At 51.9% G+C, this 18,186-nt stretch carries 12 protein-coding genes; 4 read left to right on the forward strand and 8 right to left on the reverse strand.

All coding sequences use genetic code 11. The features are described from left to right. Positions 1-19 precede the first annotated feature (19 nt). The 4 genes from ABDW36_RS02335 to ABDW36_RS02350 all read right to left on the reverse strand — a co-directional run bounded on the left by ABDW36_RS02335 (position 20) and on the right by ABDW36_RS02350 (position 8,512). Positions 20-1,471 (reverse strand): SusD/RagB family nutrient-binding outer membrane lipoprotein, encoded by a 1,452-nt coding sequence (locus tag ABDW36_RS02335; protein WP_343700270.1) that lies wholly within the window; start codon positions 1,469-1,471, stop codon positions 20-22. A 24-nt stretch (positions 1,472-1,495) separates the two neighbouring features. Further along, positions 1,496-4,729: a SusC/RagA family TonB-linked outer membrane protein gene (locus ABDW36_RS02340; protein WP_343700271.1), complete on the reverse strand. Its 3,234-nt coding sequence runs from the start codon at positions 4,727-4,729 to the stop codon at positions 1,496-1,498. Positions 4,730-5,215: 486 nt separating this feature from the next. Next, entirely contained in the window at positions 5,216-5,920 is a 705-nt protein-coding gene (locus ABDW36_RS02345; protein ID WP_343700272.1) for a hypothetical protein, read from the reverse strand. Between the two features lie 246 nt (positions 5,921-6,166). Next, positions 6,167-8,512, reverse strand: coding sequence for an efflux RND transporter permease subunit (locus tag ABDW36_RS02350; protein ID WP_343700273.1), 2,346 nt, complete (start codon positions 8,510-8,512; stop codon positions 6,167-6,169). A gap of 151 nt (positions 8,513-8,663) precedes the next feature. Between ABDW36_RS02350 and ABDW36_RS02355 the strand changes: the two genes are divergently transcribed. Both ABDW36_RS02355 and recO read left to right on the forward strand, forming a co-directional pair. Next, positions 8,664-10,817: a two-component regulator propeller domain-containing protein gene (locus tag ABDW36_RS02355; protein ID WP_343701698.1), complete on the forward strand. Its 2,154-nt coding sequence runs from the start codon at positions 8,664-8,666 to the stop codon at positions 10,815-10,817. Between the two features lie 52 nt (positions 10,818-10,869). Beyond that, positions 10,870-11,604: a DNA repair protein RecO gene (gene recO, locus ABDW36_RS02360; RefSeq protein WP_343700274.1), complete on the forward strand. Its 735-nt coding sequence runs from the start codon at positions 10,870-10,872 to the stop codon at positions 11,602-11,604. Between the two features lie 17 nt (positions 11,605-11,621). On the opposite strand, the gene ABDW36_RS02365 is transcribed toward recO, so the two are convergent. The 4 genes from ABDW36_RS02365 to rsfS all read right to left on the reverse strand — a co-directional run bounded on the left by ABDW36_RS02365 (position 11,622) and on the right by rsfS (position 15,602). Beyond that, positions 11,622-12,386, reverse strand: a complete 765-nt coding sequence (locus ABDW36_RS02365) for a UDP-2,3-diacylglucosamine diphosphatase (protein WP_343700275.1) — start codon at positions 12,384-12,386, stop codon at positions 11,622-11,624. A gap of 79 nt (positions 12,387-12,465) precedes the next feature. Continuing rightward, positions 12,466-13,101 carry an LUD domain-containing protein gene (locus ABDW36_RS02370; RefSeq protein ID WP_343700276.1) on the reverse strand — a complete coding sequence of 212 codons (636 nt, stop codon included), beginning with the start codon at positions 13,099-13,101 and terminating at the stop codon, positions 12,466-12,468. A gap of 2 nt (positions 13,102-13,103) precedes the next feature. Then, positions 13,104-15,137 (reverse strand): ATP-dependent zinc metalloprotease FtsH, encoded by a 2,034-nt coding sequence (ftsH, locus tag ABDW36_RS02375; RefSeq protein WP_343700277.1) that lies wholly within the window; start codon positions 15,135-15,137, stop codon positions 13,104-13,106. A gap of 69 nt (positions 15,138-15,206) precedes the next feature. Next, positions 15,207-15,602, reverse strand: coding sequence for a ribosome silencing factor (gene rsfS / locus ABDW36_RS02380; RefSeq protein ID WP_343700278.1), 396 nt, complete (start codon positions 15,600-15,602; stop codon positions 15,207-15,209). A 162-nt stretch (positions 15,603-15,764) separates the two neighbouring features. Between rsfS and ABDW36_RS02385 the strand changes: the two genes are divergently transcribed. Together ABDW36_RS02385 and ABDW36_RS02390 are read left to right on the forward strand one after the other, a co-directional pair. Further along, positions 15,765-16,505 carry a biotin--[acetyl-CoA-carboxylase] ligase gene (locus ABDW36_RS02385; protein WP_343700279.1) on the forward strand — a complete coding sequence of 247 codons (741 nt, stop codon included), beginning with the start codon at positions 15,765-15,767 and terminating at the stop codon, positions 16,503-16,505. Positions 16,506-16,887: 382 nt separating this feature from the next. Further along, positions 16,888-17,874 carry an aldo/keto reductase gene (locus ABDW36_RS02390; protein ID WP_343700280.1) on the forward strand — a complete coding sequence of 329 codons (987 nt, stop codon included), beginning with the start codon at positions 16,888-16,890 and terminating at the stop codon, positions 17,872-17,874. Positions 17,875-18,186 lie beyond the last annotated feature (312 nt).

The following is an 18,186-nucleotide window of genomic DNA, read 5'->3' on the forward strand; positions in this document are numbered from 1 at the left end:
ACAGGATAAGATCAATTTTTTATTCAGCCCACCAAACCGGAACGTCCAGGTCAACCAGGTCAGGAGATTTGGCGTTGGTTGTAGCTTCAGAGTTCGGATAAGGAAAACGCTGGGGGAAATTCCCGCTCAGTTCTCCTACAGCAGACGGTACAAAGAAATCCGGATAGCCGGTCCTTCTCCATTCCGTCCATGCCTCAAACGTCTGGTTGCCGGTCATGGCGAAATATTTCTGCGTGATGATAGCCTTTATCTGTGCTTCAGCGCCTGCGGGCCATTGGGCAGCGGGAGCGCTGGCAATATAGCCGGCTGCTTCGGCAGACAGTCCATAAGCGGCAAAGCTGGCCTCAATACCTTTGATGAACAGATCACGGGCATTCCCTGTTAACCAGCCGCGCACGACCGCTTCTGCCTGCAGGAAGTAACTTTCTGCCGCAGAAATGAAACGTACGGGAGCGGCAGCAGAATTGTTATCAGCGCCAAGCCCGCCTACAGCCGCACTGGGGAAGGAAATGGAATAGTCAGGAATATCATCGTAAGTACCTTGCGGGATACCTACTATGGTATCTATGTCAACCCCTCCGTATGTATTGGTCACAACGGTATAGAACGCGCTGCGGCGGGGGTCCAGGTTGGCGGTGAGCGCATCTATAGCAGTTGAGCTGGCCACCAGGTTCTGGGTCCTGCCCAGGCCCAGTATTTCAGAGAACATAGGGTTCTCGTTGCCACCGTTGGTAGTGTAGTTGATCCTGGCATCTTTTTGCAGGAAAGGTTTGCCCTGCAATGCCTGAATGCCGGCCTGCGCCTTGGAGGTAGCCGCCTTGAAAAGGCGAAGGTACGCTCTCAGCTTCAGGGTATTGCCAAATCTTGTCCACTGGTCCATATCCCCGCCGAAAATCAGGTCTTCGGAAGTGGGTTTGTAAGGGTTGGCAGGGTCTATCATGCCAATGCCTTTGTCAAGCCATACAAAAATGCTGTCGTACACAGCAGCCTGCGGGTCGTAACCTACGTTCAGGCTATCGCCGCCTTTTAACGCCTCACTCAAAGGAATATCTCCAAATGCATCGGTCAGCATCTGGAAGGTGTACGCCTTCAGAATATAGGCAATGGCTGCCTGCTGGGTGTACTGGCCGGCGTTGTTGATCACGCTCTGGTAATCCTGCAGGCCGCCAGACCAGAGGATGGCCCAGGGACGGTCCATAGAAGAGGCGGACGTAAGGTACCGGTCTGTTGACTTATACTGCGAAGAGAACGGGCTCTGCGTCCAGTACTGGCCCCAGATGCCGGCCTGAATGCCGTATTGGTTGCTTAGTACGTGAGAGGTGGCGGCCTGTGCGGAAGGAAGCAGTAACCTTACGTCAGCCTCCGTGGGCTGGTTGGGGTTGTCGTTCACATCCAGGAACTTGCTGCACCCCGTGCCTAATGCCGCTATGGTAAGCGCCAGTATTGCTATTTTTAAATTCACTTTCTTCATTGTCAAATAATTTGCTTTGAACGATTAAAACGAAACCCTCAGGTTAAAGCCATAGTTTCTCAGGGAAGGCTGAGCGGTAAAGTCCAGGCCTTGCTCATTGGTAGCGCCGCCGGAGTTTACTTCAGGATCTGAGTACTGGTTTTCTTTCGGCGTCCAGATAAACAGGTTGTTACCATACAGACCGATCTGCACTTCACCGAACGGTGTTCTGCTCAGTACAGATTTAGGCAGGTGGTAAGACAAGCTGGTTTCCCTCAGCTTAACAAAAGAGCCGTCTATTACGTGTTCACCTGAAGGGATCAGGTCCGTCCAATAGCTGATCATGTTGTAGTTCCTTGTATTGGGAATGTACTTGCCGGGATTGTTAGGATCAGCCACCACCGAGTTCGGGAACGGATGAGGCTGACGGCCGTTGGCTGCAGATTCTGTAGAGATACCGGTAAAGTCCATATTGTCCTTGTTGCGGGACCAGAATTTGGAACCTTGTTTGGTATCGAACAGGGCGCTGAAGCTCCAGCCTTTGTAACTGATGTTGGTACCCAGTGAAGCCTGGTAATCAGGGTTATAAGAGCCAAGATATATAGGGCTCGGTGTCAGCAGCGGTAAGCCGTTGGTAGCCCGCACAATGGGGTTGCCCTCTGGTGTTCTCTGAATGGCAGTGGAATAGAAAGTACCGTAAGGTTTGCCTACTGCGGCAACTACGGCCATACCGCCAAAACCACCTATCACTACCTGTTCTACGCCGGGCAGGAGAGACAGCACTTCGCTGCGGTTGCGCGCATAGGTACCGAACAGCTCAACGGTAAGGCCGTAAGAAGTTCTTACAGGCGTGCCGCGGAGCGCCAGCTCAATACCTTTGTTCTGGATAGAACCTGCGTTGATCACTTTGCTGGTGAAACCGGTTACGGTGGGAATCGGGATGTTCAGGATCTGGTCTTTAGACTTGTTCTGATAGTAGGAAAAGTCTATCGTGAACCTGTTGTCAAAGAAACCCAATTCCGTACCTACTTCAAACGCCGTAGTGATCTCGGGTTTCAGGTCAGGATTGCCGATGCGGTTAGACTGGCTCAGGCCGGGAACGCCGTTGAGCGGGAAAAGGGTTTGGCCAAAGCTGCCCAAAATCTCGGTGCGGTCAAAGTAGGTGTTGAGCAGGTAAGGATCAGCGTCGTTACCTACCTGTGCCCAGCTACCGCGCAGTTTACCGTAACTCAGTACATTGGACACTTTGGAATCTTTCATCAGTTCAGTGAACACGAAAGAAGCGTTCAGGCTGGGATAGAAGAAAGAATTGTTGGCCTTGGGAAGCGTGGAAGACCAGTCGTTACGGGCAGTAGCGCCGAAGAACAGCATATTCTTGTAAGCCAGGTTCAGGTCTGCATAGATACCTACCAGGCGGCGGATGGAATAATTGTTCTTGGCCTGCACCGGACCGTTGCTGTTGCCCATGTTGTACCAACCGGGTACTACCAGGCCACCGGAGGGGTTGGTTTGTACCTCGGAAGTAGTGAAGGTGCGCTGACGGATGTTATTACCCACCATCAGGCTTGCATTGAAGTCTTTGCTGAACTCTTTGCGGCCGGTGATCATGAGGTCATGCACCACTTCGCTCAGGTTGTACTGGTCTTCTTCATACTTGCCGTTGGCGGTATGAGTGTTATCCGCCACAGTATACTCGCCTGAAGTATTGTCTGCCGGTACAAAAGAATACTTGGGATACTTGAAGTTGCGGCGGTCTGAGTAAATATCTGCCCCTACTCTTTCCACTACGTCCAGCCAGGAGGTGGGTTTATAAGTGATGGCAAAGTTACCGGTAACGCGGTCTACATCGTTCTGGTTCCTGTACTCGCGCAATTGCCAGTAAGGGTTCACGGTGTATGCGCCGTAGTAGCCATATACGGGCTGGCCGGCGGCGTTGGTATAGGTGCCCATGGCGTAGTAGGGATTGCTGAGGTCACCCATGTCCTGCAGGGGAATATCTCTGGGCGTCTGCAGCACGTTGTTGTAAACAGAACCGTCTCCCTGGCCACCCTGGATCATATCAGCCTTGATCTTGTTGTAGTTGATATTGATGCTGGTGGTGAATTTGTTGCTCAGCTCCGCAGTACCGTTAAAACGGATGCCGTACTTGTTGTACTTGTCATAGTCCCCGGGGAAAATACCGTTGGAGTTGAGGGAGTTGAGAGACAGGAAGTAGGTGGTTTTATCACCTGCGCCTGCAAGGGAGAGGTTGTTGTTGGCGGCTACCCCTGTTTCAAAGAAGTCGCGAACGTTGTTCTTGACGGCAGAGTAGGGTTTGGACAACCTTTTGCCATCAATTTCCTGGCCCCATTCCTGCATTTCACCGGTAAAAGGCGCGCCCCAGCTCCAGTTCTCTTTCGGGTCTGTGTGGTAGCCGCCGGGGCTGTTGTCAGGGTAACCCTGGCCAAATTCGTTCTGGTAAGTGGGAAGTTTCAGAATGTTTGAAAAGGTGGTAGACGAGTTGAGCGTCATTTCCATTCCTTTTTTACCTTTTTTACCGCTCTTGGTGGTGATGATGAGGGCGCCGTTAGATGCGCGGGAACCGTAAATGGCCGCAGCGTTGGGGCCTTTCATGATAGAGATGGACTCAATGTCTTCCGGGTTGATATCGTTACCCCTGTTACCAAAGTCAACAGAAGAACGGCTGTCCCCGCCGCCCATAATGTTGCTGTTGTCAATGGGTACACCGTCTACCACCAGCAGTGCCTGGTTGTTGCCGGTAATGGAAGAACCGCCGCGCAATACAATGCGGGAGGAACTACCGGGTGCAGAAGCGGTGGTGGAAATGTTCACACCGGCCACTTTACCTACCAGTCCGTTGATAGGGCTCGGGCTCTGGCCCTTGGTAAGCTCGTCATTCTTCACAGTAGGCGCCGCATAACCCAGAGAACGTTTGTCCCTGCGGATGGCATTAGCGGTTACTACTGTTTCGGTAAGGGTGGTGACATCGGCACTCAGTACCACGTTTACAGTGGCGCCGGTGATCTTTGCTTCCGTGTCTTTCATGCCAATGAATTTCACTACCAGCGCGTCTACGCCTTCCGGTACGTTCAGCGTGTAGTCACCTTCTGCATTGGTAACGGTACCTACGTTTGTTCCTTTTGCGATAATGGTAGCGCCAATAATGGGCGTACCGTCTTCAGATGCCGTAACCTTTCCTTTAACGGTTCGGCTTTGCGCCATTACCTGTCCTGAGAGGCAAATCAGGAGCAGGAAAAGCGCGGTTAGACCTTTCCTCATAAGCATGATTTAGTAGTTTAACGAAATTTTAACAGTCAAATATAGTTCACTTAAAGATTTCTTAACACATCGGGTGTTAATTTTTTTTGGAGGTGCCATAGATTTTTTTTTGTTTAATGAATAAAAAGAGATCAGATAACGTATATGGAATACGCCTGCTTTTCAGTACCGCAGCGGATGGGAAGGGTTACAAAAAGAAAAAGCAGGCGACAAGATTATCACCCGCTTATCATCAACCAAAATCTAAATCGAGACTCTTTAGAATATTTTGGACGTTGAACTGATCGTCAACAGAATATGTTTTGTTTGCTGAAACGCCCGCAGGCCGTGAGTTTATGCGGGGTGCTCCATTGCTCAATGATATAGAAATTTTGCTCCATATCATAGCATTTGTTAATGTCTTTTTCATAAGCGGCAGATTTTGGTAACTCAATCTACCTTAACGGCGTCAAATTACAATTGTCGCTTATGCTTGTTTTAACCCGGTCAGGATAAGTTTAAGGGAAATGTTTTCAAGAGATTGATCAACGTGGTATATAAATCCTCATTCCTGTAGTTATACCGGAACTCGCATTCTTTCAGGTGCAGGTAAGCTGTATTCCTGTTCAGCCCCTTGAACTTGGCCAGCCGGTGCTTGGTAAGGCCCCAGAAACCGTCTACATCATCCAGCGTGCCTTTTCCGGCGTCTGCATCATGATGCCCGTTGCCAAGATGGTAGAGGCGGTATTGCCCAAGGTCTACCACCCCGCTGAAACGGCGTATCCTTTCGGCATTGCTCACCGTTTCCAGCACGGAACGGCCCCTGGCAATAGCCTGGATCATGGAACGGCTTACGTCCGGCAGAATTTCCGTGAATACTTTTTGCTCCAGCTTGTAGATGCCGAATATTACGGGCCTTACAATACGGTCAACGTCTGTTTTGACCGCAACGGCCGTATCCTGGTCATGGGAGTGAGAAGGCTCGCGGCTCACCCAGGAGGCTGCGTTTGCAGTAGCAGGTTCAGGCTGCAATGACTCGCAGTACCTGACTATCTGCATCCTTATTTTCTTCAGGTAACTGTTGATGGTTACCCGGCTTACACCGCTGATATTAGCTATCTGCGTAGCTGTTAGATCTTCGGAGAAGAGCTTTAGTATCTCCTTAAACTTGCGCTCAGACAAATGAGCGCCCTTTAGGAACTTATTTTTCATGGACTAAAGAGGTTAGAAATGGCATGCTAAACCTCTTACTTTTTCTCCGCTATATATAGTGCTTTATTATAAGCGGCGATATGCTAATGATGAACGAGCCCCACTAGATTATTTTAGCAAAACGGCTAAAAAAAATCCGTGGCGAAAAGCCACGGACGCAAGGTTTTGCGGGGAGCATGTTTAAAAAAGTTATCATGCTCCAGTTATATTAATTTTTTTGAGCGGCAAATTTCCGGGATGAGCGAATTACTCTTCTTTATCATTCAGGCCTATCTGGTCCATTTCCAGGTCAGGCTCCTCATCCAGGGTTTTCCACAATTCTTTCTTGCGGGCTTTCTTCTGCAGGGCCTTTTCCATCCACAGCAGCATGGCGGGCAGAATAGTGAGATTGGTTACCATGGCCATTACCAGCGTAAGGGACGTGAGCCAGCCCAGCGCTTTGGTACCCTGGAACTCTGAAAAGGCAAATATCATGAAGCCGGCAAACAGGATGAGCGAGGTGTAAATAATGCTCAGGCCTGTTTCGTTGATAGTTTGCCTAACGGTGGCGGATATGTCATAATTATTCAACGGCAGCTCCTGCTTGAAATTCACGAGGAAGCGGATGGTAACGTCTATGGCTATACCCAGCGCTATGCTGAACACCAGCACGGTGGAGGGTTTGATGGCAATGTCCAGCCAGCCCATTACCCCGGCGGTTACCAGCAGGGGAATGATATTGGGCACCAGCGAAATAATGAGCATGCGCCAGGAGCGGAACAGGTACAGCATACAGAACACGATCAGCACAAAGGCCAGCAGGATGCTTTCCAGCAAACCATTGATAATGAAGCGGCTGCCTTCCAGGAAAATGATGCTGGTACCGGTGAAGGTTACTTTATACTGCGCGGTGTCAAATATTTCGTTTACATGCGGGCGCAGGGAGTCTATGAGCCGCGGCAGCTCTACAGAGCCTACATCCGCCATGTTCACGCTCATACGGGCTATCTGGCGGGTGCTGTCCATAAAGGAAGATACCAGCTTGGTGAAAGTGGAGGCGCTGTTGCCGTCTCCCCGCATGCGCAGGTAAGGCGCCAGGAAGCCGATGTCAAACTGGTTAGGCACGGCATAGTTGAGGCTGTCTCCCCCATAATAGGCCTGTTTGGCAAACTTGATGCCTTCGGCCACGGAAAGCGGCCGCGCAAAGGCGGGGCGGCTGGCAATAATGCCGCTCAGCTCATCCAGCCTGGTAAGGGTTTGCAGGTTCACTACGCCGTTCTTCTTTTTGGTGTCTATAGCAATTTCAAGCGGCATCACGCCTTTGAAATGGCGTTCAAAGAACTTCAGGTCTGTATACAGCTTGTCCTTTTTAGGGATATCGTCTACAATATACCCCACCGGCCGCAGGCGCAGCATACCTATAATGGCGGCCAGCACCATCAGCACGGTAAACAGGTATACCATGGGGCGGTATTTGAACACCAGGTTGTTGAGCATGTTCAGCACGGCGCGGAACATCTTGTTGTCAAGGTAGCTGGTATGTTTGGTTTTGGGCGGCGGCAGGTAGCTGAGCACAGCGGGCAGGAAAATGAAGGAGATCAGGAAGATGAGCATGATGTTCACGCCTGCTACCACGCCGAAGTGTTTCAGCAGCTCACTGCGGGTAAAATAGAACACCCCGAAGCCGATGGCGGCGGTCAGGTTGGTGAAAAGGGTCACAATGCCCATGCGTTGCACCATGCGCACCAGCGCTTCCATCTTTTTCCCGTGTACCGCGTACTCCGTATGATACTTGTTGAGGAAATACACACAGTTGGGAATGCCTATCACCACTATCAGCGGTGGAATAAGGCCGGTGAGCAGCGTTATTTTGTACCCGCATATCACAATAGTGCCCACAGACCATATTACCCCGATAGCCACCACTATCATGCTCATGAGCACGGCACTGAAGGAGCGGAAGAACAGGAGCAATATAAGGGCGGTGAGCACAAAGGAAATACCCAGGAACATCTTCAGCTCATCTGCCACCTTGGTGGCCATAATGGTGCGTATCATGGGCAGGCCGCTCAGCTTCACGTCAAGGTTGTGTTGCCGGCCGAAGGCTTCAGCTCTTTCGCGGATGGCCCCTACTACCTTTATTCTTCCCTTGGAGTTGAGCACGTCTTTGTTGATATGCACTGCCAGCAGGAAGGAAGAACTGTTGGTGCTGTATAATAACCCTTTGTAAAAAGGCAGGGAATAAAACACACCGGCCAGGCTGTCCAGCTCGGCCTGCGTTTGCGGCACAGGCTGGAAAAGCTGCATGGCTTTGAGCTTGCGGGTGCTGTCGTCTTTTATAAGATTAACGGCAACAGGGATGCTCAGGGTATTTTCAACGGCAGGTATCTTGCGCAGGTCATCATTCAGCCGGGCATAGTCCCTGAAAAATTCAAGCTGGAACATGCGGTCGGTTTCAATACCGATCACCATCATATTCCCGTCTTCCCCGAATTGCTGCTTGAACTGCTGGTACTCCTGCCACTTGGGATTATCCCGCGGAATAGCGCCGGTAAATTCATAAGACAGTTCTACTTTGCTGGCATACCAGGCCATTACGGCGGTGCCTGCCATCAACAAAACCAGAAGCCATAATCGGAATTTCAGAACAAAACCTGCCAGGCGCTGCCACATACGCATTATATGATTTGGTAAAGGCCATAAAGGTAACTATTCATTACGATTTATGCATAATAGATAATCGTAATTGTTACTTTTGGGAAGTATGTTTTTCCGCCTGCTCCTTTTGAGTATTTGCCTGCTGCCGGCCAGGGCCTTTTGCCAGCTTGCGCCCATCGGGCACTGGCGGGAGCATTTGCCCTGGCGGCAGGCGGTGGCCCTGGCCCCAGCGCCTGACCGGCTGTATTGCGCCACGCCCCACGGCGTGTTTGCCGTTGCTTTTTCAGACAATGCGCTTACCCGCTACAGCAAGGTGAACGGGCTGCATGACGCGGGCGTTGCCGCCATTGGCTGCCACCCGGGCAGCCAAACCCTGGTAATTGCCTACAACAACGGCAACCTTGACCTGCTGCGCAACGAGAACATTATCAACATCCCTGACTTCAAACTGTCTTCCGCGGGAAGCGATAAACGCACCCGTCACATCAGCTTTGACGGCGCTTACGCTTACCTCTGCACTCCTGTGGGCATACTGGTACTGAACCTTGACAAACAGGAAATTTCGGATACCTGGCGCATTGGCGCCATCACTGCCCTGGCGCAGAACGGCGCCTATTTTTATGCCGCCACCACAGCCGGCGTATTGCGGGCGCCGAAGCAAGGCCGCAACCTGGCAGACCCGGCCAGCTGGGAGGCAGTACCGGCCTGGGGCCACCCGCGTACCCTGCTTGCGCTCAACAACCAGCTGCTGGCCCTGCAGGGAGACACGGTGTACGCCCTGGCAGATGCCGCCCGCTCAACCTGGTTTGCAAATGGCACTCCTGTCCGGGATATCAACACATCAGGCGCTTCGCTGTTTGTACACCAGCCGGGCCGGGTATTGCAGCTTTCCGGCAGCGGCGTTTTGGAGAACACATTGCAAAGCCCTTCCCCCTCAGCGGCTGCAGTGGCCGCGCAAGCCACCTGGGTGGCAGATGCGGAAAACGGCCTGTTGCGCTTCGGGAACGGCGGCATGGTCAATTTTACGCCTAACTCACCGCACGGCATTGTAAGCGGCGAAATGGTGGTGCATAACGGCGCCCTGTGGGCAGCGGCAGGCGGCGTAACAGCGGGCTGGCAGGCCACAGGCAATACAGACGGCCTGTTCAGATTTGACAATGAGGAGTGGCAGCGGGTAACCGCCCGGCGTGATATTATCACCCTCAGCCCCGCGGGTGCAGACATGTACGCAGGCTCCTTCGGTGAAGGGCTGCTGACCGTACAGACCAATACGGTGATCAAACCAGGCGGAGACTCCCTGGTGAGCGGGCTGGCCACAGACCCGGAAGGCCGCCTCTGGGTAACTACCTTCGGCGCAGCCAATAACCTGCATATGCGCCAGCCTGATAACAACTGGCTGCATTTTTCCATTCCCATTTTTCATACAGCCAACGCCGTTAGCCAGGTGCTGGTAGATGACGGGGGGCAGAAATGGATAGTGTCTCCCCGCAACAACGGCGTGTTTGTATTCAACCACGGCGCCAGCCCGGAAGGCACGGCAGATGATACCTGGAAACTTTACCAGCCCGGAGCGGGCCGGGGTAACCTGCCCTCCCCTGATGTACGCTGCATTGCGAAAGACAGGAACGGCTACATCTGGATAGGCACGGCCAAAGGCATAGCCGTGGTGCAATGCCCCGCCACTTTCTGTGATGCCTTCTGGCCCATATTGAAGGAAGATAATTTTGCGGGTTACCTTTTCCAGAATGAACAGGTGAACACCATTGCCGTAGACGGCGCCAACCGCAAATGGGTAGGCACGCAAAATGGCGCCTGGCTGGTAGCGCCTGACGGGGATAAGATGCTGATGCATGTCAATACCGGCAACAGCCCGCTGCCTTCAGACGTGGTACACCGCATAACCGTACACCCCGCCACCGGCGAAGTATTTTTTGCCACCGCAGCCGGTTTGCTTTCCTGGCGGGGCACCGCTACAGAAGGCACTGCCACGCAGCAAAATGAAGTGCTGGTATTCCCTAACCCGGTGCCGCAAGGGTATGAAGGCACCATTGCCATCCGCGGGCTGGTGCAGAACGCCGTGGTCAAGATTACAGACACAGCGGGAAGACTGGTGTTCCAGACCCGTGCTCATGGCGGGCAGGCGGTGTGGAACGGACGGGACTATACCGGCCACCGGCCGCAAAGCGGCGTATATCTCGTATTTGCGTCTGATGACAGCGGGCGGGAAAAGATCGTTACAAAGCTGGTATTCATTCACTAGGAAATTACCCGCAAAGCGTGCATTTCTGCAACCGATAACCGACTTTTGCAGCATGCTCCACAAAACACCCGGCATAGTACTGCGTACCGTGAAGTATGGGGATACCAGCCTCATCCTGAGCATCTTCACGGAACTGTTCGGTATACAATCGTATATCGTAAACGGCGTGCGCTCTTCCAAACCCAAAGCGGCAAAAGGGAACCTGCTGCAACCCGGCAACATCCTTGACCTGGTGGTATACCATCACGAGCAAAAGAACCTGCAGCGCATTTCAGAGTTCAAGCTGGGGCATGTGTACACCTCCATGCATGTGAACATTGTAAAAAATACCGTGGCCCTCTACCTGATAGAACTATTACAGAAAACGCTCAAACAGCCTGAGCAGCAACCAGACCTGTACTACTTTACGGCAGGCGTATTCAAAGCGCTGGATGCGGAGAATACCGCCGTGGCCGCCAACCTGCCACTGTACTTTACGCTCAAACTGGCGGCCCACCTGGGTTTCCACTTCGCCGGCCACTACTCTTCCTACACACCGTACCTTGACTTGCAGCAAGGTATTTTCACTGACCTGCCGCCCCATCACACCCAATACCTCGATGAAGTTTCCAGCCAGGTTACAGACCGGCTGCAGCAAATTCAGCACCCGGCCGATCTTGAAAAAATTGAATTGAATAAAGAGAGAAGAAGAAACCTGCTATACGCTTACCTCGACTTTTACAAACTGCATATTCCCGATTTTACGGAGCTGCATTCCCCGCCCATATTGAACGAGATACTGAGTTAACTGCGCAGATAAATGTGTTATTTCCCGTAATACTTCAACGTAACAGTATTGCCGTCAAAGTCTGCATAGGAGTTGTAGTTCAGCCAGTCACCCAGGTTAATGTAGCGGCTGTTTTCACCTACTTTAAGGTCAAGCGGCAGGTGGCGGTGGCCGAAAATAAAATAATCGAAATGTTCTTTCTGTAATATCTCCCGGCAGTAAATAGCCAGCCATTCCTCTTCTTCGCCCAGGAATTTTTCCAGCTCACCGCCGGTAGCCGCGCGACTTTTACGGCTCCAGTAATTGGCCATACCAATACCCCAGCTGGGGTGGATCAGGGAAAAGAGAGAGCGGCAAACAGGGTTGCGGAATACTTTTTTCAGGAACTTGTACCCATGGTCACCGGGCCCAAGGCCGTCACCATGGCCAATATAGAATCGTTTGCCGGCAATGGTATAGACCTGCGGTTCAAAATACACGGGAATGTCCAGCTCCTCTTCAAAATACCCGTTCATCCACATATCGTGATTGCCGATGAACACCGAGATGCCGATGCCGCGGTCTCTCAGTTCCGCCAGCTTGCCCAGCAGGCGGGTATAGCCTTTCGGGATGGTATGTTTGTACTCGAACCAGAAATCAAAGAGATCACCCACCAGGAAGATGTGCTGCGCATCCTGCGCCACCTCATCCAGCCAGCGCACCACCAGCCGCTCCCGCTCCCGGCTTTTCTCCATGTTGGGAGCGCCCAGGTGGAAGTCTGATGCAAAATAAATGCGCTTGCCGGCCGGTAATAACAGTTCCATGGTATTGCTTAAATGTAAAATGCAAAAGTGATGATTTCCTTTTGCATTTTACATGTATATAGATCAATAATCTTTGCGCTTATTCGTCCAGCAGGAAAACGTATACCTCCCGCGGGCCGTGTACGCCTACCACCAGCGTTTTTTCGATGTCTGCCGTGCGGCTGGGGCCGGTAGCAAAAGAGATCATGGAAGGCAGCTGGCCCTGGTATTTTTCTTTCACCATTGCAATGGCATCTTTCAGGTCAAACACCAGCTGATGGGCATACGCTATCACGATGTGTACCGGTGCAAACACAGGCAGGGCGCGGCCGGAAGGCTGTGCGGCAGACAGTACCATGGTACCGGTGCGGGCAATAAGGCACTCGCAGTCCGTAATGGCCGCATCCAGCGTATACATGTCACCTACATTCAGGTAAGCCGGGTTGTAAGGTTCCAGTATTTTTTCCAGGGATGGCGTTTTGCAGTGTACATGCGTCCACTCCTTGTTCTCCACCAGGGCTTGCAGGTTTTCCGCCAGCTCGTCACGGCTGGAGCAGAAAATGAATTTGCCCTGCAGTTTGGAAAACTCTTCGGCAAACTTTAGCTCCAGGCCGTCATGTTTGGTCTCGAATACCGGGTTGTTGCCTTCCGCGTGCGGAAAAGGCAGCTGCACCGGCTGGCTGAGCGCGTTCCTGACTCTTTTCAGGATATTTTCTTTAGCGGGCGATACTTTCATCCTTATTCTGAAATTGCATTGGCCGGAGAAGGATTGATGATGTCTGAGGGATGTACGCCGTCAGTGGTCATGCCTTCTTTATTCAGGTGATGTTCTTTATGCGTGTCAAACGGGCGTTTGCCGATGAGGCGCTCCAGGTCGTCTTTATACAGTACTTCTTTTTTCAGCAGCTCCTGCGCCAGCAGCTTCACATGGTCCATTTTATCCGCCAGCAGGGCTTTGGTACGGTCATACGCTTTTTCTATGAGCAGGCGCACTTCCTGGTCTATCAGCTTGGAGGTTTCTTCCGAATAAGGTTTGGTGAAAGCCTGATCGCTGTTAGGATCGTAGAAAGATACGTTGCCTATTTTATCGTTCATGCCGTACACGGTTACCATGGCGTAGGCCATGCGGGTAATCACCTGCAGGTCATTTTGCGCGCCGGTAGATACTTTGCCGAACACCAGGTCTTCTACCGCACGGCCGCCAAGGGTCATGCAGATATCGTCCATCAGTTGCTCTGTGTTGTAGAGGTACTGCTCTTTGGGCAGGTATTGCGCATAGCCGAGGGCTGCCACGCCGCGCGGTACAATGGTTACTTTTACCAGCGGGTTGGCGTGCTCCAGGTACCAGCCGCAAATGGCGTGGCCGGCTTCGTGGTAGGCTATCACTTCTTTTTCTTCCGGGGAAATGATCTTGTTCTTTTTCTCCAGGCCGCCAATTACGCGGTCAATGGCGTCATTGAAGTCTTCCATTTCCACTTCCGTTTTACCCTTGCGGGCAGCGATCAGGGCCGCTTCGTTACAAACGTTGGCAATGTCTGCGCCGGCAAAACCGGGCGTCATGGAAGCCAGCTTTTTGATATCGAGGTTGGGGGATGTTTTGATGGGTTTCAGGTGTACGTCAAAGATGTGTTCCCGGCCGGCCAGGTCTGGCTTGTCAATAGAGATCTGGCGGTCAAAGCGGCCGGGGCGCAACAGGGCGCTGTCCAGCACGTCCGGCCGGTTGGTGGCGGCCAGGATGATGATACCACTGTCTGTACCGAAGCCGTCCATTTCCACCAGCAGCTGGTTGAGCGTGTTCTCCCGCTCGTCGTTGCTCATCATCACGTTCTTGCCACGGGCACGGCCAATGGCGTCAATTTCGTCAATGAAAATGATACACGGCGCTTTTTCACGGGCCTGTTTGAACAGGTCTCTCACACGGCTGGCACCCACGCCCACAAACAGTTCCACAAAGTCTGAACCGCTCATGGAGAAGAAGGGTACCTGCGCTTCGCCGGCCATGGCTTTGGCCAGCAAGGTTTTACCGGTGCCCGGAGGGCCTACCAGCAATGCGCCTTTGGGTATTTTACCACCTAATGAGGTGTATTTTTTCGGGTTCTTGAGGAAGTCTACGATTTCCATTACTTCCACCTTGGCTTCGTCCAGGCCGGCCACATCGTTGAAGGTGATGTTTACACGGGTGCCTTTGTCAAACAGGGTGGCTTTAGACTTGCCGATGTTGAAGATGCCGCCGGGCCCGCCGCTTCCGCCGGAAGGGCCGCCCATTTTACGCATCAGCAGTATCCACATACCGATCAGCAGCAGAATGGGCAGCAATATCTGCATCAGCGGGTCAAACCAGTTCTGACGGTCCTGGTAAGACACGTTCATCTGGTCTGCCAGCGGCATATCTGCCTGCGCCTTGTCAAGCTCCTTCTGGAAACTTTCTACGCTGCCAATGGTGAACTGGAAGTGGGGACCGGGGTTGGGTTGCCCGAACCTGCTTTTGGCCACAGATTCGTACTTGGGATCGTTCAACCGGTCTTTTTTGATGTAAACCTCCACCAGTCTTTTATTCACTACCACCAGTTTGTCTACGTCCCCTGTGCGCAGGTATTCCTGCTGGAATTGTTTAAAACCGGTCAGTTCTTTGGGTTTGGTGCCCAGCTCAACAAAGTTCATTGCCAGCAAGGCAATGCCTATGAAGGCATAAACCCAGTATATATTAAACTTTGGCCCTTTTTTCGGAGATTTTTCTGATCCCTTACTATAGTTGTTGCCTCCTTTTTCCATGATCGTTCGCTCCTTTACGTGAGTGTTGTCTGTTTATACAAATAATTAATACAAAACCGGGGGTTTTGTTCAGTTTTCAAGGTGTTCCATCTGCTCCGCGTCGCTCCACATTTCCTCCAGTTTGTAAAATTTGCGGGTTTCGGGGATGAAAATATGCACTACAATGTTCACATAATCAACCAATATCCACTGCTGCGCAGTAAACCCCTCATGCTTGTAGGGAGTTTCCTCCGTATGCAGTTTCACTTCCTCTTCCACAAAGTCTGCAATCGCTTTAACCTGAGTGTTGGAATTGGCCTCACAAATGATAAAGAAGTCTGCTACCGCTTCAGGGATCTTGCGCAGATCAAGGGAAACGATATTCTCCCCTTTTTTTTCCTGTATGGCCTTTATGATGGTAGTAAATATCTTGCTGTTCCTGGTGATGCGCGCCGCCGCTTTCTTCCTGCTATTAAGAATGGTCAAGGGTGCCAATAAATGCTGTTTTTGTTAAAAATAATCTTTAATCTTCAAAATTACTAAACCAGCGCCAAAATATCATCGTTGCTGTATATGTGAAGGACGAATGAAGCGGTAAAAAATTGTTAAAATGCTTTACTTTGTTCCTCAACAGATAAAACAGGCTGCGTGATAGGTAACCCATTTGAGGTGCTGGACCGTGTAGACAGCACCAATAACTATGCCATGGCCCGGGTGAATGAAGGCCCCGTGGCAGACGGTTCCACCTGGTTTGCCATGGAACAAACTGCAGGAAAAGGGCAGCGGGGCCGGCAATGGCATTCCGCTCCCGGTGAGAACATTATGTTAACAACCGTGCTACAACCCGCCCTGGCCCTCCCTCAGCAGTTTATGCTCAGCGTGGCCGTGGCCCTTGGGGCATGTGACTTCTTCTCGAAATATGCCGGGGATGAGGCGCGCATCAAGTGGAGCAATGATATTTACTGGCGTGACAGAAAGGCAGGCGGCATCCTGATAGAGAACGTTTTACGCGGTACCGTATGGCAATATGCCATAGCCGGCATCGGCATTAACATCAATACCCCCCGTTTTCCTGAAAACCTGGCCAACCCCGTATCTCTCCGGCAAATTACCGGTAAAACGTGGGACAGTGTGGCCCTGGCGCATGAGCTATGCGCCTGCCTGCAACGGCGGTACGGCCAGCTGCAGGACGGTTCTTACCAGCCCCTGCTGCAGGAATATAAAAACTGCATGATCCGCTTTAACGAACCTGCCTTGTACCGGAAAAACGGTGAAATATTCACAGGCGTGATCCGCGACGTGCTGCCGGACGGGCGGCTTTGCCTTGAGAAAGGGAACGAAATGCTGCAGCTGGGATTTGGGGAGGTGGAGTTTGTGTTTGTAAAGTAGAGCTGACAACCAGGTTTTGCGGAACCGGCAGCTGCGGGTGTATGCAAATAGTTTGGCAAAAAAGGAGGCGCTGTCAGTGAAGCAAAAACAAAAAAGCCAGTTTTGGCAACTGGCTTTTGGAGAAGTGGAACTTGTAAAGACAACCGGCTTCTCCAAAAACGCCAGTCATAGGAAACGAGTCCCTGATTTTGGTCAATAAATGGAGGTGTACAAGATGGATATTCTTTTGAAACTAACCAAATTAAAAAGTGCAACAAATGTTGCATTTCCCCGCAAACCCGCTGCAGCACTGGTGCATTGAATTTTGCAATTTCTTGTTTGAATCACGTAATGCCCGCCATCACAGCGCCCCGTAAATTTGTATGCATAAAAATCCTGTTTTATGATGCAATACAGAACATTAGGAAAATCCGGAGAAAAAGTATCGGCCATAGGCCTGGGCTGTATGGGAATGGCGTTTGCATACGGGCAGCGCAACGACGAAGAATCACAAGCTACACTGGAGCTCTCGCTCGACCTCGGTATTAATTTCTGGGATACGGCAGACATGTACGGCCAGGGCCTGAATGAAGAGCAGCTGTCTAAAGTGCTGGCCACACGGCGGAAAGACGTTTTCCTGGCCACCAAGTTCGGTTTCCGTTACCGCGAAGATAACAGCACCTATTTTGACGGCTCGCCCGCATACCTGAAAAAAGCCTGTGAAGCAAGCCTCAAGCGGCTGGGCACAGACGTGATAGACCTGTATTACGCCCACCGCGTAGATGCGGAAGTGCCCATTGAAGAAACAGTAGGCGCTATGGCAGACCTGGTAAAAGAAGGCAAAGTGCGCTACCTGGGCCTTTCAGAAGCCTCTGCCGCTTCCATCCGCAAAGCCGATGCCGTACACCCCATTGCCGCGCTGCAAAGCGAATACTCCCTGTTTGTGCGGGACATAGAAAAGGAGATACTGGGTACCTGCAGAGAGCTGAACATAGCGGTTGTACCGTACAGCCCGCTGGGAAGAGGCGCTTTAACGGGTGCGCTGAAAGATGTGAAAAACCTTGATGAAAACGACTTCCGCCGCAACCTGCCGCGGTTCCAGGAAGAAGCCTTTGCACGCAACCTCAGCATTGTGGAAGCGCTGGAGGGCAAGGCAGCCGCGCTTAACTGCACGCCGGGGCAACTGGCGCTGGCTTGGCTGCTGGCCCAGGGAGAAGACATCATTCCCATACCCGGCACCAAACGCCGGAAGTACCTGCAGGAAAATGCGGCCGCGGTAGACGTGCGGCTCAGCGCGGAAGACGTAGCCTCCATCAATGAACTGATGGCCGGGTACACCATTAGCGGAGAACGGTATTCAGAAGGCAGTATGAAGCTGGTGAACAGGTAGGCCGGCAGGCCCAATGCCACGGCAATGCTGATGAAGTGTTGCATGTTTTTTCCAGCAAAGTTGACGCAAAGCCCGCAGCTGCATTTGACATAAACGGAGATTTATTTAGCCCAAGTGCAGAATCTCCGCTTGCCGCCCCTCAAACAGACCGCTTGCAACGAACAAGTAACGAACCTTCATAGGGAGACGAACGAACAAGCAAACTTTTTTTACTCGTTCGTTACTCCTTCGTTACTTGTTCGTTACTTCTTCGTTGAAACCCCTGTAAAATAAGGGCTTTTCGGGCAAAAAAGCCCCGAAAGCCCAATGGGG

Origin of the sequence: Chitinophaga sp. (assembly GCF_039596455.1) — a bacterium.
In the GTDB taxonomy this organism is placed as follows: Bacteria; Bacteroidota; Bacteroidia; order Chitinophagales; family Chitinophagaceae; genus Chitinophaga.

Excerpts from the sequence above, each read along its gene's own strand:
- ABDW36_RS02335 (WP_343700270.1), bottom strand. The coding sequence starts at position 1,471 with ATGAAGAAAGTGAATTTAAAAATAGCAATACTGGCGCTTACCATAGCG.
- ABDW36_RS02340 (WP_343700271.1), bottom strand. The coding sequence starts at position 4,729 with ATGAGGAAAGGTCTAACCGCGCTTTTCCTGCTCCTGATTTGCCTCTCA.
- ABDW36_RS02345 (WP_343700272.1), bottom strand. The coding sequence starts at position 5,920 with ATGAAAAATAAGTTCCTAAAGGGCGCTCATTTGTCTGAGCGCAAGTTT.
- ABDW36_RS02350 (WP_343700273.1), bottom strand. The coding sequence starts at position 8,512 with ATGGCAGGCACCGCCGTAATGGCCTGGTATGCCAGCAAAGTAGAACTG.
- ABDW36_RS02355 (WP_343701698.1), top strand. The coding sequence starts at position 8,664 with ATGTTTTTCCGCCTGCTCCTTTTGAGTATTTGCCTGCTGCCGGCCAGG.
- recO (WP_343700274.1), top strand. The coding sequence starts at position 10,870 with ATGCTCCACAAAACACCCGGCATAGTACTGCGTACCGTGAAGTATGGG.
- ABDW36_RS02365 (WP_343700275.1), bottom strand. The coding sequence starts at position 12,386 with ATGGAACTGTTATTACCGGCCGGCAAGCGCATTTATTTTGCATCAGAC.
- ABDW36_RS02370 (WP_343700276.1), bottom strand. The coding sequence starts at position 13,101 with ATGAAAGTATCGCCCGCTAAAGAAAATATCCTGAAAAGAGTCAGGAAC.
- ftsH (WP_343700277.1), bottom strand. The coding sequence starts at position 15,137 with ATGGAAAAAGGAGGCAACAACTATAGTAAGGGATCAGAAAAATCTCCG.
- ABDW36_RS02390 (WP_343700280.1), top strand. The coding sequence starts at position 16,888 with ATGATGCAATACAGAACATTAGGAAAATCCGGAGAAAAAGTATCGGCC.